We start from the raw sequence: 25050 nt of genomic DNA, 5'->3' as shown, positions 1-25050 counted from the left end.
TTTGATTGCACAGTCGAAGTCGCACCCCATTCGGGCTTCGTGGCGTTCATGCCCTAATTACATCCGCAGACCGAGGGCGCTGATCATGTCGCGACCGTCGTCGGTGATCTTGTCGGGCGTCCACGGCGGCATCCAGACCCAGTTGATCCGATGGCGTTCGACCACGCCGACGAGGGCCTGCTCGGTTTGCTCCGTCAGTACCTCCTGCTCGGGGCAGCCGGCCGAGGTGAGGGTCATTTGGATGACGAGCGTGTCGGTGTCGTCGTCCCAGGCCAGGCCGTAGATCAGGCCGAGGTCGAAGACATTGATGCCGATCTCGATGTCCATCACGTTTTTGAGTGCTTCTTCGATGTCATCCTGGCGTGCCGGAGTGAGTGCTGAGACCATGGTCCCAGCCTACGGTCACGGCGGGGCGCGCAGTGCCCGACTAACTCGTCAACACGACGTTGACCGGGGTCTCGCCGCGCAGCATCCGTTCTATTTGCTGGCGAACGAGCAGGGCCATGCGTGGCAGCATCGCGCTCGAGGCGCCGCCCACGTGGGGGGAGATGATCACGTTGGGCAGCGCGAAAAGTGGATGCCCCGCCGGCAGCGGTTCCGGATCGGTCACGTCGAGCGCGAGCCGGATTCGGCCGCTGGTGGCGTGAGCGAGCAGCGCCTCCGTGTCGGCGACCGGGCCGCGGGCGATGTTCACCAGCAGGGTTCCGTCGCGCATCTGGCGTAGGAAGGCGTCGTCGACCAGGTGGGTGGTCGCGGCGCTCAGGGGCACGCCGACCACGACGATATCGGCCCTCGAAAGCAGTTCGGGCAGGGACTCGAAGCCGTAGATCGTGCCGCGTTCGTCGGTGCGGGCGGTGCGGGCGACGCGAATGACCGTGGTTTCGAAGGCGAGCAGCCGGGTTTCGATGGCGTGGCCGACGCCGCCGTAACCGAGCAGCAGCACGGTGCGGTCGGCGAGGCTCGCGTGCTGCGCTGGCGCCCACTCGCCCCGCTCGGCGGCGCGTACGAAGTCGTCGATGCCGCGCTGGGAGGCCAGAATCAGAGCGAGGGTGAGCTCGGCGGTCGAGGTCTCGTGCACGGAGGCGGCGTTGGCGAACACGTGCCCGGCGGGCAGGACCCGGTCGACGCCGTCGTAGCCGATGGACTGGCTCTGCACGAGCCGGGTGCGCACGCCCGCGAGGTGGGCGACCCGGTTGGCGGCGCCCATGTACGGTGTCACGACAAGGTCGATCTCGGGAATAGGTGCCGGGCCTTCCATCGCCCACTCGATGACCTCGACGCCATCGGGCAGCTCGCCAAGGGCGGCGCGCAGGTCGGGCTCGGGCAGGCTGACGCGCAGGGTTTCGGAGCTCATCGGTCAAGCCTAGACGGACACCGGTGCTCGGAGCCGAGGGTGGCGTGTAGAGCGGCGAGGTCGCCTGGACCATCCCACGCCCGTGTCGGGGGTTCCGACGGTGTGCCTCCTGCTTCGGCAGGAGCCGGTCGATGTTCTCTCCCGGGGCGATTGACAATATTGGCGCATGAGCAAAGTCGTCGACCACGCCGCTGCCCGCGATGACCGATCCTTCTTTGGACAGCCGCGTTCGCTCGCCAACATCTTCGGCGTCGAGATGTGGGAGCGGTTTTCCTTTTACGGCATGCCGGGCATGCTGTTGTTGTATTTATACTTCTCGGCGGCCGACGGCGGCCTGGGAATCCCGCAGACCCCTGCGGCCGGAATCGTCGGTGCATACGGCGGTGGCATCTACCTCTCAACGATCCTCAGCGCCTGGATCGCCGACCGTCTCCTCGGCTCGGAGCGGGTGCTGTTCTACAGCGCCATCGTCATTATGCTCGGCCACATCGCCCTGGCCGTCGTGCCCGGAATCGGTGGGCTCGCCGCTGGCCTCATCCTGGTGACTGTCGGCAGCCGTGGACTGAAGGCGAACGCAACAACCGTAGTCGGCACGCTCTACGTGCCGGACGGCCCCCGGCGAGACGCGGGTTTCTCGCTGATCTACCTCGGCATCAACCTGGGTGCGTTCGCCGGACCGATCCTCACCGGCCTGCTGCAGACGAAGGTCGGTTTCCACTACGGATTCGGTCTCGCGGCCGTGGGCCTGGCGATCGGGCTCACCCAGTATTCTCTCGGCCGCAAGCGCCTGCCGGATGCCGCCCGGCGGGTTCCCGATCTTCTGCCGCGTTCGCGATGGTCCCGGTACATCGTCATTGCGATCGCGACGCTCGGCGCCACTCCTGGCGATGATCGGAATTCTGCTGGTCTTTACGATTGCGGAGCTGCTGCTCTCACCGGTCGGACTCTCGGTCGCCACCAAGCTCGCGCCGGAGGTCTTCAAGACACAGATGGTGGCTCTGTTCTTTCTCTCGGTCGCGCTCGGCTCCGCCGTGTCGGGTGTGTTCGCCACCTGGCAGGCCACTGCGCCAGAGCGGGTCTACTTCAGCGTGCTCGGCAGCATCGCGATGGTGCTCGGGCTCATGCTCGTTCTGATCTCCCGCCCGGTGCTGCGCCTGATGGGCGGGGTTCGCTAGGCCGTCCTTCAGTGGACAACTTTGTCGGGTGCTGCGGGGTCGTAACCCATCGAAGTTGTCTACTCAGTGGCAACCGCCCGAAGTTATCGCGGAACCGTCGCCTCGACGATCGCGATCTCCCGCGTGGCGGTCTCACGGTTGCGTTCGGCGGCGCGCTCTCTGTCCGGGTCGGACCCGTCTTCAGAAGAATCCTCCCGCTCCAGCACGGCGGACCGGCCGCGGCCACGCGGCTGGGCCGCCTGCGCCTCCCGCCCGTCGCCGGCGTGCAGAACGCGCACCCGGGGCGCCGAGAACGGATGCACCTGCACCCGAAGCCGGCGATACCGCACCATCCAAAACAGCACCACGGCCGCCGCCAACAGGCCGGAGACCGCGGCGAGGCCGAGCGCCCAGCGGGGGCCGAAGAAATCCGCCACCCAGCCGACCAGCGGGGCGCCGAGGGGAGTGCCGCCGACGAAGATGGCCATATAGAGCGCCATGACGCGGCCGCGCATCTCGGGCCGGGTCGTGGTTTGCACGTAGGCGTTCGCGGTGGTCATCAGGGTGAGTGAGGACAAGCCGACGAGAGTGAGAGATATGGCGAAAGTGGCATACGTCGGCATGAGCGCCGACAGGGCGCAGGCCAGGCCGAACAGGGCGGCGCCGAGCACGATCAGGCGGAGCCTGGCGCGGCTGCGCCGGGCGGCGAGCAGAGCGCCGATGACCGCGCCGATGGCCATGATCGAGCTGAGCAGGCCGAACTCCGCGGCCCCCTGGCCGAACTCGATCGTCGCCATGGTCGAGGTGAAGATGGCGAAGTTGAGCCCGAAGGTGCCGATCAGGAACACTGCGATCATGACGACGACGATGTCGGAGCGACCCCGCACGTAGCGGAAGCCGGCGAGGAGTTGGCCGCGCTCCCGGCTTGCCTTCGGTTGGCGGCGCAGCTGGTGGGTGCGCAGCAGGGTCATGGCGAAGACGGTCGCGGCGAAGGTGACCGCGTTGATCATGAAGACCCACCCGGCGCCGACGGCGACCGTGAGCAGGCCGGCGGCGGCCGGACCGATGAGGCGTGCGCCGTGGAACGACGCCGAGTTCAGCGCGACCGCGTTCGACAGCTGGTCTTCGGCGACGAGCTCGGAGACGAAGGTCTGACGGGCCGGCGCGTCGATCGCGGCGACGACGCCGAGGCCGACGGCGAACAGGTACACGTGCCAGAGCTGGGCCACCTCGAGCACGGTCAGAATGCCGAGGCCGAGCGCCAGCAGGCCCATCAGGGTCTGGGTGAGAATGAGCAGCTTGCGCCGGTTGAACCGGTCGGCGATAAGGCCGGACCACGGCATGAGCACGAGCTGGGGGCCGAGCTGCAGCGCCATGGTGATACCGACCGCTGTCGCGTCGTAGTTGGTGAGCTGGGTGAGAACGATCCAGTCCTGGGCGGTGCGCTGCATCCAGGTGCCGATGTTCGACACCAAAGCCCCGGCGAACCAGATGCGGTAATTGACGACGCTCAGCGAGCGAAACATGGCACTCAACTGTCGGCGAGCTCCTTCATGATGGTGGTCGCGTCGGCGAGGGTGCTGCGCTGGGCGGGACTGAGCTGGGCGACGCGTTGCACCAGCCAGGCATCTCGACGCTTGCGGGTCTCGGTCATCATCGCGGCGGCGGCATCCGTTGTGCGCAGCACAATCTTGCGGCCGTCGAGGGTGGAATCGGTGCGGGCGACGAGGCCGGCATCGACGAGGCATTTGACCGTGCGGGTCATTGACGGCGGGGTGACTCGCTCGAACTCGCTGAGTTCGGTGAGCGTTAGCGGGCCGTGCACGTAAAGCACGCCGAGGGCTGAGAACTGGCCGCTGCCGAGTTCGTTCTCGGCCTTCTCCTGGCGCAGGCGGCGGGCGAGGCGGCCGTTGGCCAGACGAAATTCGTGGCTGAGCTCGGCCGTGTTGTTCGCAGCGGCGGGCTTGCTGTTCAGGGGCGGCTGCGCCTTGATGACGCCAAGGGCCGCGGTCTGGGGGTGCATTCGTGATTCCATATATCCTTAGCATAGCAAATTAGCTATGCTAAGGATATTGGCAGCAGGCCCGGAACAGGGCAGACTATCCTCGTGCCCACATATACGGATGCCTCTGGCCTAGTCGTCACCTACTACGTCTGGCCGATCGACGCCCCCAAAGCCGTGATCCAGCTCGCCCACGGCGTCGGCGAACACGCCCAGCGCTATGCGGCGCTCGCCGAGGACCTTAACCGAGCCGGCTACAGCGTCTACGCCGACGATCACCTGGGCCACGGCCAGACCGGGCTTGCCCAGCATGGCGGTGACCACACGAAACTTGGTCGGCTGGGCGCCGGCGGGCTGCGCGCGGCCGTGGCCGGCGTGCAGCAGCTGAGTGGAATCATCCGCTCAAAGAACCCAACGCTTCCCCTCGTGCTGCTCGGACACAGCTGGGGATCATTCATGGTGCAAATGATCGTGAACGAGCACGCCGCCGAGTACGACGCGATCGTGCTCTCCGGCAGCGCCTACCGCTGGCCGGGCTATCTCGACGGCGGCGACCTTAACCGCAAGCACAAAACACTCGGCACGACCGGAGTCGAGTGGCTCAGCCGGGACCCGGCCGTAGCTCAGGCGTTCGTGGCCGACCCGCTGACCACGGCGACGCCGCTCGCCAAGCTGTTCGGCCTGCGTGAGGCTGCCCGCCTGTTCGGCCGGCCAGCGAAAAATCTGCCCAGCGACTTGCCCATGCTCGTGCTGGTCGGCGGTGACGACACCGTCGGTGGCGAACGCAGCGCCCTCAAACTGGTGACCTCTTATGTCAAGCGGTCGGGGCTGCGCGATGTGCGCCTGATCGTGTACCCGGGTGCGCGCCACGAGGTCTTCAACGAGACCAACCGCGACGAGGTCATCGGCGACCTAGTCGCCTGGCTTGACGAACGATTCACGCCGTAGGCTGAAACCATGCATGGTGAATATAAGGTTCCGGGCGGCAAACTGGTCGTCGTTGATCTCGATGTCGTCGACGATGTCATTGCCAATTTTCGTCTGGCCGGGGACTTCTTTCTCGAACCCGACGATGCCCTCGAGGACATCAACGCGGCGGTGACCGGCCTGCCCGCCGGCAGTACGGCCGCTGCGATCGCGGACGCCGTGCGCGGCGCGCTGCCGGCCGGCGCGATTCTGCTCGGCTTCTCGCCGGAGGCCGTCGCGGTCGCCATCCGTCGGTCGCTCGCGCAGGCGAGCACCTGGCGCGACTACGACTGGCAGATCATCCACTCGCAGACGCCGGTCGCGCCCGTGCTGCAGATGGCCCTCGACGAGGTGCTCGCCACCGAGGTCGGCGAGGGACGACGCCAACCCACCCTGCGCATCTGGGAGTGGAACGAACCGGCCGTCGTCATCGGCAGTTTTCAGTCGCTCAAAAACGAGGTCGACCCCGAGAACGCCGCGAGGTACGGCTTCACCGTGGTTCGGCGCATCAGCGGCGGCGGCGCCATGTTCATGGAGGCCGGCTCGGTCATCACCTATTCGATCTACGCGCCGACCGACCTCGTGCAGGGCATGAGCTTCGCCGACTCCTACGCCTTTCTGGACGAGTGGGTCATCACCGCGCTCAAATCGCTCGGCATCGACGCGCACTATCAGCCGCTCAACGACATCACGAGCCCGACCGGCAAGATCGGCGGGGCCGCCCAGAAACGTCTCGGAAGTGGCGCCGTACTGCACCACGTCACCATGAGCTACGACATGGACGGCGAAAAAATGGTGCAGGTGCTGCGCATTGGCCGCGAAAAACTCAGCGACAAGGGCATTACGAGTGCCGCCAAGCGCGTCGATCCGTTGCGCAGCCAAACCGGCCTGAGCCGCGCCGAGATCATCGAACGCATGAAGGAGACCTTCACCGGCCTCTACGGTGCCTCCGAGGGCGACGTCACCGCCGAGGAATACGCCAAGGCCACCGAGCTCGTCGCGAACAAGTTCAGCACCGAGGAATGGCTGACCCGGGTTCCCTAGATAAGCGGATGCCGGCATCCGCTCACCCAGAATCGGCTACTGGCCGCGGGTCAGCAGGTCCTGGTACTCCGCGTGCGTGTCGATCCAATGCGCCACATACGAGCAGTCGGCCACCACGGCCAGGTCGGTGCGCACGCGCACGTCGTCGAGCGCCTGCTCGACCAGGATGTTCGCCAAACCGTGGGCGCGCCGGGTCGGGTGGACCTCGGTGTGCGTGAAATGCACCGCCGATTGCGTGGTGACGTAGTCGGCCAGGCCGACGCAGTCGTCGCCGAGCCAGACCGTGTACCGGTTCTGCTCGGGGTTGTGGCGCACCTGCAGAGTGCCGGCTTCAGCCAGATCCTGCGAGTGGATGGTAGCCGATTCAGCAGTCATCCCGACAGACTAAGCCGATAGACGGCACGGAGGCTGAAAGAATAGACAAATGCCTTTCTCGTGGACACCGACCAGTCCGAGCCGTGTCATCCACGCCAACAACCTCAAGGTGTTGCCGAGCCTGCCGGACGGTGCCTTCACCCTGATCTATCTCGACCCGCCGTTCAACACCGGCCGGTCACAGAAACGCCAGACCACCACGTCGGTGCGTTCGGTCGCCACCGATGGGTCCCACGCGACCGGAACGATCACCGGATTCAAGGGCCAGCGCTACGAGCGCATCAAGGGCGACCTGCTCGGCTACGATGACCAGTTTGAAGACTATTGGGCTTTTCTGGAGCCGCGCCTGATCGAGGCCTGGCGGCTGCTGGCCGACGACGGCACGCTCTACCTGCACCTCGATTACCGCGAAGCGCACTACGCCAAGGTGCTGCTCGACGCCCTGTTCGGCCGGGAATGCTTTCTCAACGAGCTCATCTGGGCTTACGACTACGGTGCCAAATCGAAGAACAAGTGGCCGACCAAACACGACACGATTCTGGTCTACGTGAAGAATCCGGCCAGCTACTACTTCGACTCCACGACCGTAGACCGGGAGCCGTATATGGCTCCTGGTCTGGTCACGCCCGAAAAAGTCGCCAAGGGCAAACTGCCGACGGATGTCTGGTGGCACACCATCGTCTCACCCACCGGTAAGGAGAAAACCGGCTACCCCACCCAGAAACCGGTCGGAATTCTGCGGCGCATCATCCAGGCGTCCAGTCGCGAGGGCGACTGGGTGCTCGACTTCTTCGCTGGCAGCGGCACCACCGGCGCCGTCGCGGCCGCCCTCGGCCGTCGCTTCGTGCTGATCGACCAGAACACCGAAGCGCTCGTCGTGATGCGTGCCCGGTTCGAGCTGGTGCCAGGTGTCGAATTTCTAGAACTAACTCAGGAGAACCCATGAAATTTCGCATTTTCACCGAGCCCCAGCAGGGTGCCAGCTACGACGACGTACTGGCCGTCGCGCAGGCCACCGAGCGGCTCGGCTTCGACGCATTCTTTCGCAGCGACCATTACCAGGTCATGGGTGACGGTGATGGCCTGCCCGGCCCGACGGATGCCTGGACCACCCTCGCCGGGTTGGCGCGCGAGACAAAACGCATTCGTTTGGGTACCCTGGTCTCCTCGGTCACCTACCGGCCGCCGGGAATTCTGGCCATCCAGGTCGCGCAGGTCGACCAGATGTCGGGTGGGCGCGTCGAGCTCGGCCTCGGCACCGGCTGGTTCGAGCAGGAGCACCTCGCCTACGGCATCCCGTTTCCGGACAAGCGGTTCGGCCTGCTCGAGGAACAGCTCGAGATCATCACCGGGCTGTGGAACACCCCGGTCGGGGCCCGCTACGACTTCGCCGGCGAGCACTACACCCTCGTCGATTCGCCGGCGCTGCCGAAGCCCACACAGGCGCGAGTGCCGGTGATCGTGGGTGGCGGCGGTGCCAAGCGCACCCCGAAACTCGCGGCTCGCTTCGCGACCGAGTTCAACCTGCCGTTTCCCGACTTCGCCGACATTGCGAGCAAGTTCGACGGCGTGCGGGCGGCCTGTGAGGCCATCGACCGCGACCCGGCCGAGCTCACCTATTCGGCCGCGCTGATCGCCGTCGGTGGCCGAGACGAGGCCGAATTCGCCCGTCGGGCTGCCGCGGTCGGTCGCGAGGCGGCCGAGCTGCGCGAGCACGGCCTGGCCGGCACGGCCTCGGAGATCGTCGACCGGCTGGGCACCCTCGCCGACTCCGGCGTCGAGTGCGTCTACCTGCAGATCATGGACCTGACCGACCTCGACCACCTGGAGTTTTGGGCCGCCGAGGTGGTTCCGCAGCTGCGCTGAGGCGCGCCGAGCGGATGCCGCGGCGCCGGTATCCGCCGGTGGCACGCGTTTGGGGAGCTCGCACGTGTTCAAACCAGTGCCAACCTCCCAAACACGTGCCGCGAGGCCCGGGCGGCGCCCGGCTCAGCCCCCGTATGCCGCCCGAATGTGCGCCGCGTACATGCGCCCGCTGTCCTTCACCGTGCGTTCGAGCGTCTTGTAGTCGACCCGCACGATGCCGAACCGTTTCTCGTAGCCGTACGACCACTCAAAGTTGTCGAGCAGCGACCAGACGAAGTACCCGCGCACGTCGGCGCCGGCCGCGATAGCCTCGCCCACCTTGTTGATGTGCGCCACGATGTACTCCGTGCGTTCCACGTCGTGCACGGCGCCGTCGGCGCTCACCGTGTCGTCGTAGGCGGCGCCGTTCTCGGTGACGTAGAGCGGCGGCAGCCGGTCGTACTCCTGGCCGAGCCGCACCAGCAGCAGGCGCAGGCCGTCGGGGTTGACCTCCCAGTCCATTGCGGTGCGGGGCAGTCCGCGGCTGGGGAAGGTGATGTACTCCGATCCGATCCACGGCGAACCGACGGGCCGGTCGGCGCCACCGGCGTGACCATCGGTCGCCGAGGCATCCGCATGGCCGCTCACGAGGTCGTCGTGATAGTGGTTGACCCCCAGAAAATCCAGCGGGGAGCTGATGATGGAAAGGTCATCGGAGTGGATAACCTCGGCGAGTCCGAACGGCTCGAGGTCGTGCAGGGTGTCGTCGGGGTAGGTGCCGCGCAGCAGTGGGTCGAGGAAGATGCGGTTGGCGAGCGAGTCGAGTCGACGGGTCGCTTCAATGTCGATCGGGTCGGCCGCATCGCGCGGTACGGCATTTGTGAGGTTCAGGGTGATCCCGAGGTTCTGCGCCCCGGCCGAGCGCAGCGCGTTCACCGCGAGCCCGTGCGCGAGGTGCTGGTGATGCACCGCAGCGACCGCAGCCCGGCCATCTTGCCGGCCCGGCGCGTGGGCGCCCGATCCGTAGCCGAGCAGTGAGGAGCAGAACGGCTCGTTGAAGGTGGTCCAGTGGGTGACCCGGTCGCCCAGCGCGGAGTAGACATCCCTTGCGTAGTCGACGAACCGGTAGGCGGTGTCGCGGTTCGCCCAGCCGCCCTCCTCCTCGAGGTCCTGCGGCAGGTCCCAGTGGTACAGGGTTAGCCAGGGCAGAATGCCGGCGCCGAGCAGCTCGTCGACCAGGCGGGAGTAGAAATCCAGCCCCTCGGGGTTCATTGCTCGATCGCCCGGGCGCACGCGGGCCCAGCTGGTCGAGAACCGGTAGGCGTCGAGGCCGAGCGAGGACATGAGCCGCACATCGGCGGGCATCCGGTGGTAGTGATCGGCCGCTGTCTCGAGGTCGTCGTCGCCCGCGATGGCGCCCTTCACCCGCGCGAACGCATCCCAGATCGAATCTTCCTTGCCACCGGCGTGGCCGGCGCCCTCGATCTGCGCGGCGGCCGTCGCCGACCCCCAGAGAAATCCGTGCGGCCAGGTGAACGGTGTGGGTGTGATCTGCGACATGACGAAACGGTACCCCTCGGCGAGACATTGGACCAGTGCTTTGACGATGGCTCGCGTAACTGCGGATATCAAGTCGAACCCTCCCCGCAATCGCCCAGAACGGGTCGTCGCGGCTGAGATCTCGGCAGGTATGCACGCGGCATTCGGGGCTCTCAGATTCGGCGCAGCTAAGCTCGAAACATGCTGCAGAACAACGAACCCACCGAGGCCGATCAGCGGCGCACCCGGCGCCGGTTTTTGATCGGTGTTCTCATCGTTGGAGTGGTCGTCGCGCTCGCGGCGATCGGCCTTTATCTGAGCGCCGAGCTCAGCGTTTAAACAATCAGAAGTGAGTACAACGTGCAGTTGACAAGGTGGCAGCGACTCGGCCTGACGATGGCCGTGGGTGCCGTGCTCGCGGTCGGCGCGACGGCGCTCGTCGTGCAGGCCCTCGAAGGACCGGCCGACCCCACGAAGACGGCGCAGACACCGGATGCCGCCACCCCGGCCACAACGCAGGAACCGGTCCGCGCCACCCCCACCGACACGGCCGCTGCGGCCCCGGTCGAGGCGGAGCCTGCCCTCAGCGCCCCCGTCGCCGCGCAGATCGATTACCTCCTCGCGCACTGGAGCCTGGGAAACTACAACACAGCCGAGTGGGGCGTGCTCGGCGAGAACGACTGCGTCAACTTCGCCAGCCAGGCCATGATCGCCCGCGGCTGGACCATGGACAGCGTCTGGTCGAGCCCGAAGAACGGCAACGCCTACGACGCCTCGGCCGCCTGGCGCAGTTCCACAGCATTCATGAACTACATCGCGCAGACCGGCAAGGCCACCGCCCTGACCGATCAGCAGCGTGACCAGGTCAAGGTCGGCGACATCGTGCAGTTCGACTGGGATAACTCCGGCGACCGCGACCACACCGGCATTGTCACCAGGGTCGAGAAGGTCGGCGACACGATCGAGATCTCGTTCGCCGGGCACACCCTCGATTCCGACTTCCGCTCGGTCGACACGGCAATCACCGTGGATCACCCGGGCGGCACGGCGTACTACTGGAGCGTTCCTTAGGCGATCGCGGCGTCGACGATGGCCTTGGCCTCCAGCTGAACCTGCGCCAGGTGGTCGTCACCCAGAAACGACTCGGCGTAGATCTTGTAGACGTCTTCTGTGCCACTCGGCCGGGCCGCAAACCAGGCGTTCTCGGTGGTGACCTTCACGCCGCCGATCGCGGCGCCGTTGCCGGGAGCAACGCTGAACTTGCCGGTGATCTTCTCGCCGGCCAGCGCGGTGGCCGTGATCATCGAGCCGTCGAGCTTGGCCAGGGCGGCCTTCTGCGCGGGCGTGGCCGCGGCATCCACTCTCGCATAGGACGGTGCGCCGAAGTGCTCGGTCAGTTCCGCATACCGCTGCGAGGGCGTCTTGCCGGTGACCGCGAGAATCTCGGCGGCCAGCAGGGCCAACAGAATGCCGTCCTTGTCGGTGGTCCAGACGGTGCCGTCGAAGCGCACGAAGCTCGCGCCGGCGCTCTCCTCGCCGCCGAACGCCACCGAGCCGTCGATGAGACCGGGCACGAACCACTTGAAGCCGACCGGCACCTCCCACAGGTCGCGGCCGAGAAAGCCGGTGACCCGGTCGATCATGGTCGACGAGACGAGAGTCTTGCCGACCGCGGCGTCGATCTTCCAGCCTTCGCGGTGGCTGTACAGGTAGTCGATCGCGACGGCCAGAAAGTGGTTCGGGTTCATCAGGCCAGCGTCGGGCGTGACGATGCCGTGCCGGTCGGCGTCGGCGTCGTTGCCGGTCAGAATGTCGTACTCGTCTTTGTGCGCGACAACGGATGCCATCACCGACGCGCTCGACGGATCCATCCGGATCTTCTCGTCCCAGTCCAGCGTCATGAATCGCCAGGTCGGGTCGACCTTCGGGTTGACCACGACGAGGTCGATTTCGTAGCGGTCGCGGATGGCGCCCCAGTAGCCGACGCTCGCGCCGCCGAGCGGGTCGGCGCCGATCCGGATTCCGCTGGTGCGGATGGCCTGCATGTCGATGATGTTTTCGAGGTCGTTGACGTAGTTGCCGCGAAAGTCGTAGGTTTCCACGGCGCTCGGCTCGCTCCGTAGCACGCCGTCGAGGCCGCCCGCGATGAGTTCGTTGGCGCGGCCCGCGATCCACGAGGTCGCGTCGCTGTCGGCCGGACCGCCGTGCGGCGGGTTGTACTTGAAGCCGCCGTCCATTGGCGGGTTGTGGCTCGGGGTCACGACGATGCCATCGGCCAGGTCACCGTGCTCGCCGCGGTTGTAGGCCAAAATTGCGTGCGACAACGACGGGGTGGGCACGTAGTCGTCGAACTCGTCGACCAGCACACGCACGCCGTTGGCGACGAGCACCTCAAGGGCGGTCGTGTAAGCCGGCCCGCTGAGGGCGTGCGGATCGGTGCCGATGAAGAGGGGCCCTGTGATGCCCTGGCCCGCGCGATATTCCACGATGGCCTGGGTGGTGGCGCTGATGTGGTCCTCGTTGAACGCGGTGTTCAGCGAACTGCCGCGATGCCCGGAGGTGCCGAAGACGACCCTCTGGGCTGGGACCCGGACATCCGGTTTCAAATCGTAATAGGCCTTGACCAGCCCATCGACGTCGATCAGGTCAGATTCCAGGGCTCGGGTGCCCGCGCGTTCGCTCATGAGCACAGTCTGGCACCACCGGTAGGCTGTCAGCCATGCCCGACGCGCCGAATCCAGCCCAGACCCGCACCTACAGCTATCTGGGCCCGGCCGGAACCTTTACCGAAGCGGCCCTCGCGCAGGTGCCCGAGGCGCGCGGCCAGATCTGGCGCCCGGTCAACAACGTGGGCGAGGCCTTCAACGATGTCGTCTCCGGCCGCAGCTTCGCGGCCATGATCGCCATTGAGAATTCCGTCGACGGCGGCGTCACCGCCACGCAGGACGCCCTGGCCAGCGTGCCAAACCTGCGCATTATCGGCGAATATCTGGTGCCGGTGAATTTCGTGCTCGTCGCCCGCCCAGGCACGACTCTGGCCGACGTGCGGGTCGTTAATGCGCATCCGGTCGCCTACGGGCAGTGCCGCATCTGGCTCGAACAGGCCCTGCCGAGCCACGGCCACATCCCCGCATCGAGCAACGTCGCCGCTGCCTCCGCCCTCTTAAACACCGATCAAGCGGATGCCGCGATCGCCCCGCCCGGAATTGACAAACACCATGACCTCGTCGTTCTCGCCTCGAATATCGGGGACAACCCCAACGCCGTCACTCGGTTCGTGCTGGTCGGCCGCACCGCCGAACTCACCTCACCGACCGGCGCCGACAAGACCAGCCTCATCATCGAGCTGCCAAGTGACCGCTCCGGTGCCTTGCTCGAAATGCTCGAGCAGTTCGCCACCCGCGGCGTGAACCTTAGCCTCATCCAGTCCCGGCCGATCGGCGATTCCCTCGGTCGCTACCGCTTCGTCGTCGATGCCGAGGGGCACATCCTCGATGAACGGGTCGCCGACGCGTTGCTGGGCCTGCGCCGATTCAGCCCCAAGGTGATCTTTCTCGGGTCGTATCCGCGGGCCGACAAGCGCCCGATCGAGTTCACCTCCCGCTACGACGACGGCATCTTCATCGAGGCCCGCGACTGGCTGCGCGGACTCATCGCCGGGGAGCCCGCCGAATAGGCGCAGCCAGCGGGAAACCCGTCGCTCAGCGGCGTGAGGGGTCGCGAATCGTCCTAAGACCGGCCGCGGGGGAGGAATATTTACGACCCCTCACAGCCGACGTGCTATTCGGCCGGCACGCGCACAATCAGCGCGCCGGCGTCGGCGTTCAGCCGCACCTTGCGCACCAGCCCGAACTCGTCGCCGTCGAGCTCGAAATCCTGCGGGTGCTCGAGCACGATGCGAATATCGGCCCCGCGCAGCGTCGTCATGACGCGTTCATTGGTGGATTCCGTGGTCTGAATCATGCGTCGACCCACCGCTGAACGGCGCAGCACGCCGTTCTCCCAGGTCACCCGTCGCCAGATGGTGAGCCAGCCGAGCACACCCTTGGGCTGCAGCACGGCAATGTCGAGAATGCCGTCGTCGAGGCGAGCGTGAGGCAGAAACTGAATATTTCCCGGCAGCAGCCCGCAGTTGGCGACGAGAATGGCGCTCACCTGCGCCGGACGGTCAGTGCGTCCGGCAACGCTGTAGCGGATGCGAAATGGCCGCGCCTTCGGCAGCGCCCGCGCAACCCCGTCCACGTAGGCGAGCCAGCCCACCTGCTTCTTCAGGTCGTCGCGGGTGTGGGCGATCATCTGCGCGTCGAGGCCGACACCGGCCATGACCAGAAATACGTGTTCCTCGACCGCCCCGGCCTCGGTGGTGACGCTGGCGACGCCGAGGTCGATGGGCTTGTCCTCGCCACTGAAGGCGATCGCGGTGGCCGCGTCGATGCTGCCGAGCGGCAGATCGAGGTTGCGGGCGAGCAGGTTGCCGGTGCCCGACGGCACGATGGCCATGCGCACGCCGGAATCACGCAGCGCCTCGGCCACGGCGCGAACGGTGCCGTCGCCGCCGGCCGAGACGACCATCGAGGCTCCGCCGTCGAGTGCCTGTTTGGTGGCGGCCTGGCCGACGTCGTCCTTGCTCGTTTCAAACCACTGCGTTTCGCCCCAGCCGGCAGACTGCTCGGCCGCGGCCACGCTGGCCCGCAGCTTGGCGAGGTCAACTTTCACCGGGTTGTAGACGACGGCGGCGTGCTGGTTACGGCGTTCGGAGGCGGTCACGAGGCCTAGGCTACTGGGTTGACTCCGCGTTTGCCCGTCAGTGCGCACTTGTAGACTGGCCGGGTGATTGATCCGGTGCTGTTACGCGAAAACCCTGACCTCTTCAAGCGTTCGCAGGAGGCCCGTGGTGACTCCGTGGAAGCGGTGGATGCCGCGCTCGCCGCCGACGCCGAACGGCGTTCCACGATCACAGCCTTCGAAGACCTGCGGGCAGCCCAGAACCTGTTCGGGAAGCGTGTCGCGGCCGCGCCCGGTGCGCAGAAGAAGGCCCTCGTCGCCGAAGCGCAGAGTCTTGCCGCCGAGGTGAAGGCAGCCGGGGTCATCGCCGGCGAGGCCGATGCCCGCTTCACGGCAATCGTGAAAACTATCGCCAACCCCATCATCGACGGCGTTCCGGCCGGTGATGAGGCCAACTTCGTGACCCTGCGCACCCACGGCGAGGCACCCGTGTTCGACTTCGAACCGCGCGACCACCTCGAACTCGGCGAATTGCTCGGTGCCATCGACATGCCCCGCGGCGCCAAAGTTTCCGGCACCCGCTTCTACTTTCTCAAAGGCATCGGCGCCCGCCTCGAAATCGCGCTCATGAACATGGCGCTCGACCGGGCACTCGAAGCGGGCTTCGTGCCGCTCATTACCCCCACCCTCGTGCGCCCCGAAATCATGGACGGTACCGGTTTTCTCGGCGAGCACAACGACGAGGTCTACTACCTGCCCGCCGACGACCTGTACCTCACCGGCACGAGCGAGGTCGCTCTGGCCGGGTACCACAAGGACGAGATCCTCGACCTGTCCGAGGAGCCGCTGCGCTACGCCGGCTGGAGCACGTGCTACCGCCGCGAGGCCGGTTCGGGCGGAAAAGACACCCGCGGCATCATTCGCGTGCACCAGTTCAATAAGCTCGAAATGTTCACCTACGTGCTGCCCGAAAATGCCGATGCCGAGCACGAGCGCCTCGTAGCCCTGCAGGAGGGCATGCTGCAGTCCCTCGGCCTGAGCTACCGGGTGATCGACGTGGCCGCCGGCGACCTCGGGTCGAGCGCCGCCCGCAAGTTCGACATCGAGGCGTGGGTTCCCACCCAAAACGCCTTCCGCGAGCTCACCAGCACGAGCAACTGCACCACCTACCAGGCGCGCCGGCTGGACATCCGTTATCGCACCGAATCGGGCAAGACTGCACCGGTCGCGACCCTCAACGGCACGCTCGCCACCACCCGCTGGCTCGTCGCCATGCTCGAAACGCACCAGCAAGCGGATGGCTCGGTGCGCGTCCCCGAGGCGCTGCGCCCCTACCTCGGCGGCCTCGAGTTGTTGACGCCGCTGGCCCTGAAAGGCGCGAAGTGACGTCGATCGTCAGCGAAGAGCCGTGGCTGGTCGCCCTCGACATCGACGGCACCACGATGCACGAAGACGGCTCGATCAGCCAGTCCGTGATCGACGAGGTCGCCCGACTCGCCTTGCAGGGCCACGAGGTCATGCTCGCCACCGGGCGCTCGGCCGCGGCCGCCCTGCCGGTGCTGGACCGGCTCGGAATCTCGCCGCGCTACGTGGTCTGCTCCAACGGGGCCATCACGATGCACCGCGACGCCACCGCCCCGCTCGGCTACCGCCGTGAATGGGTGGAAACCTTCGACCCGAGCGATGTGCTCACCTCGATTCGGGCGCACCTCGGCTCGGCCCGCTTTGCGGTCGAAGACGAGCATGGCTTTTACCGCTACACCGAACCGATTCCCGATGCCACGATCGGCATGGACAGTGAACGGGTCGACTTTGACGAGCTGCTGAAACACCAGGCGACCCGCGTGGTCGTCATTTCGCCCGACCACGACATGGAGGATTTTCTCCAGGTGGTCGAGCGCATGGGGCTGAACCGGGTGAGCTATGCGATCGGGTGGACCGCCTGGCTCGATATCGCCCCCGACGGCGTCAACAAGTCAACGGCGATGGAGCGGGTGCGCGTGGCCATGGGTGTGCCGCGCGAGCGCGTGATGGCCGTCGGCGACGGACGCAACGACATTGACATGCTGCAATGGGCCGCCGAATTCGGTCGCGGCGTGGCCATGGGCGAGTCGCCCGACGACGTTCTCGCTGCCGGGTCGGAGATCACCGGCACCGTGACCAGCGATGGCCTGGCCACGGTGTTGCGTACGCTCTGACTCGCATCCAGCCGTTTTTCAGGCCCCTCTGTCAGCCTGAGCAGTCTGCCATCGGCTAGAATCGGGCCAGTTCGCCCAATTCTTCCCGGCAGGGCATTTTCATGCTGGGAATGGGCAAACCGGGAGGGCTGTCCGAGCGGCCGATGGAGCCAGTCTTGAAAACTGGTGGGCAGAAATGTCTCGTGGGTTCGAATCCCACGCCCTCCGCAGCACCAGTGAAACGCACCACCACCGGCGCACAATGATCGTCGCCTCAGGCTGACCCAAGCCCACAACCCGATGAGAGGACATGAGTGAGCGACCAACTTCGCCCCCGCAGTGCCGGTTCCAAGAACCTCAAGACTGTTGCCCGTCACGGTCGACTCAAGAAGTCGAACGCCGCGGTTGCCGTTGCGAAATTCATTGCGGGCAGCGTGGCCGTCGTTCTGGTCAGCGGATTCTCCGTGGCCGCCATTGCCACCTACGACGTCGTTCAGAGCGCGCCACCGAGCGTGCACCTGGCCAATGAGAGCAACGGTCCGGTTCCGTCGATCGGCGCCATCGATGGGGGCGTGAATATGCTCGTCGTCGGCAGCGACAGTCGCGTCGGCCAGGAGGCCAGGTTCGGCCCGGAGGATTCCACCGGCGACCTCAACGACGTGACCATGCTGCTGCACATCTCCGAAGACCACAGCAACGCCTCGGTCATCAGTTTTCCCCGCGACATGTTCGTCGCCATCCCCTCCTGCCCAAAGGAAGACGGCAGCGGGTCGCACAGCTCAATGAGCAGCCAGAAGATCAACACCACGCTCACCTACGGCGGACTCGCCTGCACCGTGCTGACCGTCGAGAAGCTCACCGGCCTCTCCATCCCGTTTGCGGCCGAGGTGCAGTTCAGCGGCGTCATGGCCATGTCCTCCGCCGTCGGCGGCGTTCCGGTCTGCGTGGCCACCCGCATCGAAGACGAGTACACCGGAACCTTCCTCGACCCGGGAGAGCACACGCTCGAGGGCTACGAGGCTCTGCAGTTTCTGCGCACCCGCCACGGCCTCGGCGATGGTGGCGACCTCACCCGCATCAACAACCAGCAGTTGTTCATGTCGTCGCTCGTGCGCACGATCAAGAGCGCTGACACGCTCTCTGACCCGACCAAGGTGTACGCCCTGGCCAAGGCGGTAACGGCCAACATGCGCCTCTCCGACAGCCTGAGCAGTGTGACGACCCTCGCGTCCATTGCTATTGCGCTCAAGGACATCGACCTCAACCAGGTTGTCTTCGCGCAGGTGCCCACCGGCAGCACGACCGGCGGGGTGAAAGCCGTGCAGCCGGCCTTCGATAACCTGTTCGAGGCGGTTGCCGCCGACCAGCCGCTGACCCTGAGCGGAACCACCGGGCGCGGCACAGAGGCCGATCCGAACGCTCCCGTTGAAGCCGAGCCGGAACCGTCCGCGACCACCGATCCCGCGGCAACGGCCGATCCGACTGCGACCAAGGCTCCCGTCGCCACCGAAGACCCGGGCGTGGTGCTGTCGGAGTCGGTGACCGGCCAAACCGCTGGCGACTACACCTGCACCAGGGGCCGTACGCTCGAGAACCAGTAGCCGGGCCGGGCATCCGTTTTCGGGCCGTGATTTTTCATGGTCAGAACGGATGTCCGGGGTACGGCTAAGATAGGGGAGTGTGTTTGCGCAAGCGGACACCAAGGAGACGTCGCATAGTTCGGCTTAGTGCACCACCCTGCTAAGGTGGAGTACCCGCAAGGGTACCGAGGGTTCAAATCCCTCCGTCTCCGCATCGAGGAGTTTACGTAATTCCGGCGTTTAGTTTACGAAATTCCTGCGGCAACAAAAAACCGGCGATCGCATCGCCGGTTTTCTGCGTTAAGGCGCCGATTTCGAGAGTGCTAGCCCCAAGAAACGCTGTGATCGGCGCGCGGTCGGTGGTTAAACACCGCTTCGCCCTGTTTTTGGCAGGGCGAAGCGACTTTTACTGCAGGTAACGGAATTGTTGACGGCCGGGCGGCTAGCTGGGTGGTGGTGACGGCGCCGTGTCGGTGGGTGACGTCGCCGAAGTGATTTCAGCGCTGGAATAGTACGTGCTGGCGAAGGATTTGTTCTTCGAGGTGAGGGGCACTCGTGCGAGCTCGCTCTGAATGAACGTCAAAATCTTTCGGATGTTGGCTGAGACGAGTGCGAGTGTCACGGCCAGCGACGCAAAGGTATTGCCGCGTGCGCGCCGTTTCATGGGGGAGGCGATGTCTTCGGTTGCGGAGTCCTTGATGAATGCGTTCTGCGATTCGACGGTGTTGCGCAGGGCGTAGTAGCCCTTCCACACTGGACTTTTGTGGGGGTAGGTCTGCCCGTACTTGAGGGCTTTGTCCTTGGCGGGGTCTTTCCCGGCGGGTATCACGACGGTCTTTTTGCGGATGGGCTCGATGAGTTCGCCGGTCTTGTGGTCGAAGGCCAAATCGTCGTAGTTCTTGGGGTCAGGGTAGAGGTATTGGCGTGAGCCGTCGGGCCGGCGCTTGCCCTTGGGCTTGGCGCGGTACTTCTCACGTTCGGCGATTCGCTGGTCTCGCAGTTCTTTGGCTTGACGCACGGGGTTTGAGTCGCTGGAGAGGATGGCGTCGTCTTCGGGCATTTCCTCGTCAACGGGCACGCCGGTGTCAGCAGCCTTCCGGTCCTGTCGGTACAGGTCGAGGGCGTGAATCAGGTCCTGGGGCATGTAGTTCATGTACCACTGTGGCGAGTAGCGCTTGTCCGGACTACCGGTACCAATAAGGGCTACTCGCCATCGTGCGTATGACGCTCGGTCATCGGGCTTAATCTCGGGACAGACAAACGGGCACCGTCGCAATTCGGCACGGTCAGAACCGCCAGATTCCGGGGGAGTGCCCGTTAACCGTCCGCTCTTTGCGCCACCTTGGGCCGGGTCAGTTGGTGGTGAGCGGAATCCGATTTCGGCCACCTGATACACGCTGAACGCGAGCGTCACGCTCGTGCGCAGGCGATGCCTATTCAGGGGTGGTCGTCTCCGCGCATCCGCACGGCCACGACGATTCCGGATGCGGCAGTCAGGGCCGCAACCACGGCGACGGCGAACGGAATGCCGAAGGCGTCCGCGATCAGTCCGGACAGCAGCGCGCCGACCGCGAAGCCGCCGTCACGCCACAGGCGGTAGGCGCCCACCGAGCGGGCCCGCCATTCGGGGTGGGCGACGTCGCCGATCGCGGCGAGCAGTGTCGGGTAGACCATGGCGGTGCCTGCCCCGAGCAGCACGGCGGCTGCCAGCCAGACGCCGAAGCTGTCCCCGACGGCGACCATGCCTAAGGCGACCGCCTGCACGATCATTCCGCCGACGATCAGCCATTTGCGGCCGATCCGGTCGGAGAGCCCGCCGGTGATCAGCTGGCCGGCTCCCCAGACGGCCGGGTAGACGGCGGCCAGGATTCCGATGCGTTCGATGCTGAGTCCGGCGGCGGCGAACAGGATGGGGAACAGTCCCCAGGCCAGACCGTCGTTGAGGTTGTTGACCATCCCGGCCTGGCTGATCGACGACAGGGAGCGATCCCGGAAGCTCGTGAGGGTGAAGACCTGCCGGTCGCTGAGGGAGCCGGCATGGGCGTGCACGGACACATGGTTGGCCGCCTCGGCCTTCGCGTGGTGATGTGTTTCGCGCACGAAGAGCACGGAGAGTCCGAGCCCCAGGGCGATGAAGGCTGCCCCAAGCAGGAACGGGCCGGGGCGCAGCCCGTACTCGGCGGCGATGTATCCGGTGGCTAGGGCCGTGGCTGCGACACCGAGATAGCCGGCTGCCTCGTTGAAGCCCATGGCCAGGCCGCGCTGCTTCGGGCCGACGAGGTCCATTTTCATCATCACGGTGGTCGACCAGGTCAGTCCCTGGCTGATACCGAGGATCACATTGGCCGCGACAATCCAGCCCCAGGTCGGGCCGAGGATCAGAATAAGCGGCACAGGAATGGCGATCAGCCAGCCGGCGATCAGCACGGGCTTTCGGCCGTACTTGTCGGAGAGGGTGCCGGCGAAGTAGTTGGTGCCGGCCTTGGCCAGGCCGAAGGCCAGGATGTACGTCAGCGCGCCCGTGTACCGGTCGACGTGGAAGACCTCGTCCGCCAGCAGAGGCAGCACGGTGCGCTCTTGGCCGAGGGTGCCGCCGACGAGGGCGTTGACGGCGACGAGCAGCATGAACTGGGGGAAGTTCTGCCGCAGACCCAGCGTGATCACGCGGCCGACGCCCTTCCGTTGGTCCACACGGCCTGGCGTCCGGCTCATCGTCCGGTCTCCAGCGAGCGACCAGCTTCACGGGCCCAGTCCGCGGCGCCGCCGTTGAGCACGGCGACGGCGGTTCGACCGCCGCGCTCGAGGATGCTCGCCGCGCTCATGGCGCGTTCGCTGTGGCCGCACATGACGACGAAGGGTCCGGTGGGGAGCTCGCCGAGGCGCCCGGCGAGGTCGCCCAGTTCGATGTTCCAGGCGGCGGCGACGTGACCTGCCGCGTACTCCGAGGCTTGGCGGACGTCGAGCACGGTGGCTGAGGCTTCAGCGCCGGAGACCATGCTCCGGGCTTCGATCAGCGATCCCGTGGCGCCGGAGTTCTTCCACGCAGGGAATCCGCCGTCGAGTTCGCCGGCGAGGGTGTCGAAGCCGACCTGCGCGGCCGCCCAGACGATGTCCTCGGGATCCTGATCTGGATTCCGCACGATAATGACCAGCCGGTCTGGCTCGGCCAGCCAGCCGAGCCAGGTCGCGAACACCGGGCGCAGCGCGATGGACAGGGAGCCGGGGATGTGCCCGGCCGCGAAGTCCGCAGGCTGCCGAGCATCCACGATCTGGGCACCCTGCTCGCGCAACGCCATCACGCGGTCGACGGACAGGGCCGGCAGCGGCGGAGTGGTTCCGAGAACGACTGGGCCACGCCGGTTGACCTCGCCCAGGCGCAGGAAGTAGTCAGGGAAAGTGCCGAGGGAACCGAGGAGCGCATCAACGAAGGCGTCCTCACCGGCGACCTGGAGCAACGGGTTGGTGGCCCGTTCGCGGCCGATCGTGGTCATCCGTTCGCCACCGGCCGCGGCCGAGCAGAACGACCCGGCGCCGTGGGTGGGCCAGACCGGGGTGTCGTTGGGCAGTTCCATCAGCCGGTGCAGCGAGTGGTACTGGGCTCGGGCCAGCGGAACGGTCATTTCCGGGCTGACCAGGTCTGTGCGCCCGGCGGTTCCGACCATCAGCGACCCGCCGGTGAAAACGCCGGCGATGCGCCCGTGGTCGAGCAGTAGGTAGGAGAGATGTTCGGGTGAGTGGCCGGGGGTCGCCAGCGCCTGCAGGGTGAAATTACCCAGGTCCAGGGTATCGCCGTCGTTGAGCACGGTGTGGGCGAATCCGCGCGGGCCCACGTCTGGTGCAAGTACCGTGGCGCGTTCGGTTTCTTCCAGTTCGCGCACGCCGGAGATGAAGTCCGCGTGCAGGTGTGTTTCCGCGGCGTACACGATGGACAGTCCCAGGCGCAGCGCCTCCGCACGGACCTGGCGCAGGTCCCGTTCCGGGTCCACCACCAGAGCCCTCCCCCGGCCAATGTCCAGGAGGTAAGTGGAGTTACCCAGCCCCTCGTCGATAACAGGCACAAGATGCAGCATTTCCATGTGGCGCTCCTCAGGTCGCACGACCCGCCAGAAACGGGAAAGATCGATATTCCATAAAACCATGGATTACTAGAAGATACTAGTATGAAAGGAACCGGGAGGAAGCGCATGGGTGATCGTGAGAAGAAGTCCGCGCTGTTCGAGCAGTTCGCGCGCGTTGGCAAGGCGCTCGGCAGCGGTAAGCGCCTCGAACTGATCGACCTGCTGGCTCAGGGCGAACGCACAGTGGAATCGCTGGCGAACGCGGCCGGCCTAGGCCTGACCACCGCATCCGCTCACCTGCAAACCCTCAAGCACGCCGGTTTGGTCACCACCCGCCGGGAGGGCACCCGGATTCATTACCAACTTGCCGGGGATGACGTCGCCCGGCTCTACGACCTAGTTCGCGCTGTCGCCCAGACCCACTTGTCAGATGTTGAAGCGAAGCGCATCGCCTACCTCGGACTCGATGAACCTGGCTCAGGCGACGACGCGCAGGAGGAGATCACGCGGGAGGAACTTCTCGCGCGCGTGACGGCGGGGACCGTCACAGTGCTGGATGTCCGGCCACGGCAGGAATACCAGGCCGCGCATATCCCCGGAGCCCTCTCCATCCCGCTCGAGGAGCTCAGCGGCAGGCTCAGTGAGTTGCCGCTCGGCCGCGAGATTGTCGCCTACTGCCGTGGCGCGTATTGCGTGCTCGCATACGAGGCCGTCGGCGTGCTGCGCCAGAGCGGCCACCGGGCAACCCGGTTGCACGAGGGGATGCTGGAATGGCGACTGGCGAGCCTGCCGGTGTCCGCCGAGGCGGCCGCCTGATGAACATCCTCATCATCAACGGCGCCGCCTACGGCCAGGACACCACGTACAACGCGGTTCGACTTGCGAAGTCGTTGTCCAGACGGGACGAGGTCATCACGCAGGCCTTCCTGATAGGTGACGGAGTCACGGCGGCGATGGCTGGGTAGAAAACACCGGAAGGTTACTACAAGCTGGACCGGATGCTCCTGTCCATCACCCGGCGAGGTGGTGAGGTTCGCTCCTGCGGCACGTGTGTGTTTTGTCAACTTGGGGTCGGCCATTTGAGCGGTAAATATTCGGCCAGTGCGGCGTGGTTTCCGGCCAGTTGAGCACGGTGGTCAGGCCGGCCGGTTTTCGGGTCGTTTTCGTCCCCGGGCTGGTGTGCTGGCGGCTATTTCATGAGGGCGTGTTTGACCCTGTAGGACTCGCCACGAAACTGCAGGAGGCGGCCGTGGTGCACGATGCGGTCGATGACGGCCGCGGCCATGTTGTCGTCTCCGAATACGGTTCCCCAGCAGGAGAACTCGTGGTTTGTGGTGATGATCAGGCTTCTTTTTTCATAACCGTCCGCGATGACTTGGAACAGGAGCCGGGCGCCTTCGGTATCGATCGGCAAATACCCAAATTCGTCGATGGCGAGTAACCGGTTTTTCGCGATGGACGCCAGCTCCCGATCGAGCCGCCCTTCGTCCTGGGCGCGGCGCAGCTGCATGACCAGCGAGGACGTGGTGAAGAAGCGTGCCGGGATGCCTTGGCGGCAAGCGGCGGCGACCAGCGCGCTGGCGAGGTGGGTTTTGCCGGTGCCGACATCACCGTAGAGGACGAGGTCCTCGGCCCGGTTGATGAATTCCAGCGACGTCAGCTCGTCCCGGCCGTAGTCTCCAGGGAACTTGACGTTGAAATAGTCGAACCCGGTCAGCGATTTCAATGCCGGCAGCCGGGCGGCCGTGAGGAGTCTTTGGCGGCGGAAGGCCTGCCGGGATTCGTGCTCGGCCGTGAGCATGCCGTGCAGGTATTCGCGTTGCTTCGGGGTGCCCTTCTCCGCTCATTTAGCCAGCACGGTATGGGTCAGTGACGCCTGCCGGCCGGTCTCCATGATGTCTTGAACGGTGATGAAGGTTATGCGATCTCTCCAGTCACAGTGTTGACGATCGTGAACGTGTCGATGTCGATGTCGATGGTGGTGCCTGGGGTGGTGAAGATGTCATAGACGCTCAGATCCACGTTGTCCGCCGCTGGGGCGGTGCCGTCGGCCAGCCTGCGGGCGAGCATCCCCAGCGCGGCGAGGTCCGGGGCGTCTCCACGCTGAATCAGGATGTCGCGACAGTCGCTGCCATACCTGGTCAGCCCGTTCCGCGTGACCTTCGCACGGCTACCGTAACCGCTCGACGCGAGTTGATCTTCGCGATGGGCATGGGCGGGGATATGGGCAG

General features: G+C 65.9%; 24 protein-coding genes, 2 tRNA genes and 2 pseudogenes. 15 read left to right on the top strand and 13 right to left on the bottom strand.

The features are described 5' to 3' along the window. Positions 1-57 precede the first annotated feature (57 nt). Together E3T31_RS01665 and E3T31_RS01660 are read right to left on the bottom strand one after the other, a co-directional pair. Entirely contained in the window at positions 58-387 is a 330-nt protein-coding gene (locus E3T31_RS01665; protein WP_134467198.1) for a metal-sulfur cluster assembly factor, read from the bottom strand. A gap of 40 nt (positions 388-427) precedes the next feature. Beyond that, the gene (locus E3T31_RS01660) at positions 428-1354 is read right to left on the bottom strand and encodes a 2-hydroxyacid dehydrogenase (protein ID WP_134467197.1); all 927 of its coding nucleotides are present in this window, start codon (positions 1352-1354) and stop codon (positions 428-430) included. Positions 1355-1520: 166 nt separating this feature from the next. On the opposite strand from E3T31_RS01660, the pseudogene E3T31_RS01655 reads away from it, so the two are divergent. Beyond that, positions 1521-2529: pseudogene (locus tag E3T31_RS01655) on the top strand (peptide MFS transporter). An 83-nt stretch (positions 2530-2612) separates the two neighbouring features. Here E3T31_RS01655 and E3T31_RS01650 read toward each other — a convergent pair. Both E3T31_RS01650 and E3T31_RS01645 read right to left on the bottom strand, forming a co-directional pair. Next, complete coding sequence (locus tag E3T31_RS01650; RefSeq protein ID WP_134467196.1) at positions 2613-4034, bottom strand: MFS transporter; 1422 nt, start codon at positions 4032-4034, stop codon at positions 2613-2615. 5 nt (positions 4035-4039) lie between these two features. Further along, positions 4040-4531: a MarR family winged helix-turn-helix transcriptional regulator gene (locus tag E3T31_RS01645; RefSeq protein WP_134467195.1), complete on the bottom strand. Its 492-nt coding sequence runs from the start codon at positions 4529-4531 to the stop codon at positions 4040-4042. 84 nt (positions 4532-4615) lie between these two features. On the opposite strand from E3T31_RS01645, the gene E3T31_RS01640 reads away from it, so the two are divergent. Continuing rightward, complete coding sequence (locus E3T31_RS01640; protein ID WP_134467194.1) at positions 4616-5458, top strand: alpha/beta fold hydrolase; 843 nt, start codon at positions 4616-4618, stop codon at positions 5456-5458. A 9-nt stretch (positions 5459-5467) separates the two neighbouring features. Continuing rightward, positions 5468-6520 carry a biotin/lipoate A/B protein ligase family protein gene (locus E3T31_RS01635; protein WP_134467193.1) on the top strand — a complete coding sequence of 351 codons (1053 nt, stop codon included), beginning with the start codon at positions 5468-5470 and terminating at the stop codon, positions 6518-6520. Between the two features lie 36 nt (positions 6521-6556). On the opposite strand, the gene E3T31_RS01630 is transcribed toward E3T31_RS01635, so the two are convergent. Further along, positions 6557-6895 carry a GNAT family N-acetyltransferase gene (locus E3T31_RS01630; protein ID WP_134467192.1) on the bottom strand — a complete coding sequence of 113 codons (339 nt, stop codon included), beginning with the start codon at positions 6893-6895 and terminating at the stop codon, positions 6557-6559. Positions 6896-6944: 49 nt separating this feature from the next. On the opposite strand from E3T31_RS01630, the gene E3T31_RS01625 reads away from it, so the two are divergent. Continuing rightward, positions 6945-7841 carry a site-specific DNA-methyltransferase gene (locus E3T31_RS01625; protein WP_134467191.1) on the top strand — a complete coding sequence of 299 codons (897 nt, stop codon included), beginning with the start codon at positions 6945-6947 and terminating at the stop codon, positions 7839-7841. Then, on the top strand, positions 7838-8761 hold the full coding sequence (locus E3T31_RS01620) for an LLM class F420-dependent oxidoreductase (protein WP_134467190.1): 924 nt from the start codon (positions 7838-7840) through the stop codon (positions 8759-8761). Before E3T31_RS01625 ends, E3T31_RS01620 begins: the two co-directional genes overlap by 4 nt. 123 nt (positions 8762-8884) lie before the next feature. Here E3T31_RS01620 and E3T31_RS01615 read toward each other — a convergent pair whose 3' ends face one another. Further along, complete coding sequence (locus E3T31_RS01615; RefSeq protein WP_134467189.1) at positions 8885-10300, bottom strand: GH1 family beta-glucosidase; 1416 nt, start codon at positions 10298-10300, stop codon at positions 8885-8887. Positions 10301-10480: 180 nt separating this feature from the next. Between E3T31_RS01615 and E3T31_RS17600 the strand changes: the two genes are divergently transcribed. Both E3T31_RS17600 and E3T31_RS01610 read left to right on the top strand, forming a co-directional pair. Beyond that, complete coding sequence (locus tag E3T31_RS17600; protein ID WP_166788357.1) at positions 10481-10618, top strand: hypothetical protein; 138 nt, start codon at positions 10481-10483, stop codon at positions 10616-10618. 21 nt (positions 10619-10639) lie between these two features. Next, positions 10640-11350 carry an amidase domain-containing protein gene (locus tag E3T31_RS01610; RefSeq protein WP_134467188.1) on the top strand — a complete coding sequence of 237 codons (711 nt, stop codon included), beginning with the start codon at positions 10640-10642 and terminating at the stop codon, positions 11348-11350. Here E3T31_RS01610 and pgm read toward each other — a convergent pair. Next, complete coding sequence (pgm, locus tag E3T31_RS01605) at positions 11347-12963, bottom strand: phosphoglucomutase (alpha-D-glucose-1,6-bisphosphate-dependent) (RefSeq protein WP_134467187.1); 1617 nt, start codon at positions 12961-12963, stop codon at positions 11347-11349. The two genes, E3T31_RS01610 and pgm, sit on opposite strands and share 4 nt — an antisense overlap. A 35-nt stretch (positions 12964-12998) precedes the next feature. Here pgm and pheA point away from each other — a divergent pair, with 35 nt between their 5' ends. Then, positions 12999-13955 (top strand): prephenate dehydratase, encoded by a 957-nt coding sequence (gene pheA, locus E3T31_RS01600; RefSeq protein WP_134467186.1) that lies wholly within the window; start codon positions 12999-13001, stop codon positions 13953-13955. 104 nt (positions 13956-14059) lie between these two features. Here pheA and E3T31_RS01595 read toward each other — a convergent pair whose 3' ends face one another. Further along, positions 14060-15046: a diacylglycerol kinase family protein gene (locus tag E3T31_RS01595; RefSeq protein WP_134467185.1), complete on the bottom strand. Its 987-nt coding sequence runs from the start codon at positions 15044-15046 to the stop codon at positions 14060-14062. A gap of 63 nt (positions 15047-15109) precedes the next feature. On the opposite strand from E3T31_RS01595, the gene serS reads away from it, so the two are divergent. The 5 genes from serS to E3T31_RS01570 all read left to right on the top strand — a co-directional run bounded on the left by serS (position 15110) and on the right by E3T31_RS01570 (position 18973). Next, on the top strand, positions 15110-16390 hold the full coding sequence (gene serS / locus E3T31_RS01590) for a serine--tRNA ligase (RefSeq protein WP_134467184.1): 1281 nt from the start codon (positions 15110-15112) through the stop codon (positions 16388-16390). Next, entirely contained in the window at positions 16387-17202 is an 816-nt protein-coding gene (locus tag E3T31_RS01585) for an HAD family hydrolase (RefSeq protein ID WP_134467183.1), read from the top strand. Before serS ends, E3T31_RS01585 begins: the two co-directional genes overlap by 4 nt. A gap of 122 nt (positions 17203-17324) precedes the next feature. Further along, positions 17325-17409 (top strand) — tRNA-Ser (locus E3T31_RS01580). Between the two features lie 86 nt (positions 17410-17495). Then, positions 17496-18782, top strand: coding sequence for an LCP family protein (locus tag E3T31_RS01575; RefSeq protein WP_134467182.1), 1287 nt, complete (start codon positions 17496-17498; stop codon positions 18780-18782). A gap of 102 nt (positions 18783-18884) precedes the next feature. Continuing rightward, positions 18885-18973, top strand: a tRNA-Ser gene (locus E3T31_RS01570). Between the two features lie 230 nt (positions 18974-19203). Here E3T31_RS01570 and E3T31_RS01565 read toward each other — a convergent pair. From E3T31_RS01565 to E3T31_RS01555, 3 genes are all read right to left on the bottom strand, one after another. Continuing rightward, positions 19204-19914: a hypothetical protein gene (locus E3T31_RS01565; RefSeq protein ID WP_206750302.1), complete on the bottom strand. Its 711-nt coding sequence runs from the start codon at positions 19912-19914 to the stop codon at positions 19204-19206. Between the two features lie 284 nt (positions 19915-20198). After that, a complete protein-coding gene (locus E3T31_RS01560) occupies positions 20199-21386 on the bottom strand; it encodes an MFS transporter (RefSeq protein ID WP_134467219.1) in 1188 nt (395 codons plus the stop codon). An 83-nt stretch (positions 21387-21469) separates the two neighbouring features. Beyond that, positions 21470-22837, bottom strand: coding sequence for a rhodanese-like domain-containing protein (locus tag E3T31_RS01555; RefSeq protein WP_134467180.1), 1368 nt, complete (start codon positions 22835-22837; stop codon positions 21470-21472). A gap of 108 nt (positions 22838-22945) precedes the next feature. Between E3T31_RS01555 and E3T31_RS01550 the strand changes: the two genes are divergently transcribed. Next, positions 22946-23635: a metalloregulator ArsR/SmtB family transcription factor gene (locus E3T31_RS01550; RefSeq protein ID WP_134467179.1), complete on the top strand. Its 690-nt coding sequence runs from the start codon at positions 22946-22948 to the stop codon at positions 23633-23635. After that, positions 23635-23784 carry a hypothetical protein gene (locus tag E3T31_RS17595; RefSeq protein ID WP_166788356.1) on the top strand — a complete coding sequence of 50 codons (150 nt, stop codon included), beginning with the start codon at positions 23635-23637 and terminating at the stop codon, positions 23782-23784. The genes E3T31_RS01550 and E3T31_RS17595 overlap by 1 nt, the downstream gene beginning before the upstream one ends. A gap of 224 nt (positions 23785-24008) precedes the next feature. On the opposite strand, the pseudogene istB reads toward E3T31_RS17595, so the two are convergent. Continuing rightward, a pseudogene (gene istB, locus E3T31_RS01545) lies at positions 24009-24647 on the bottom strand (IS21-like element helper ATPase IstB); the annotation flags it as partial. An 89-nt stretch (positions 24648-24736) separates the two neighbouring features. After that, the coding region (locus tag E3T31_RS17590) for a hypothetical protein (RefSeq protein WP_370304180.1) at positions 24737-25050 on the bottom strand (314 nt) is incomplete at its 5' end.

Source organism: Cryobacterium sp. TMS1-13-1 (assembly GCF_004403125.1).
Classification (GTDB): Bacteria; Actinomycetota; Actinomycetes; order Actinomycetales; family Microbacteriaceae; genus Cryobacterium; species Cryobacterium levicorallinum.
The sequence above is the reverse complement of the archived record's forward strand: the minus strand, read 5'-3'. Positions and strand labels throughout refer to the sequence as shown.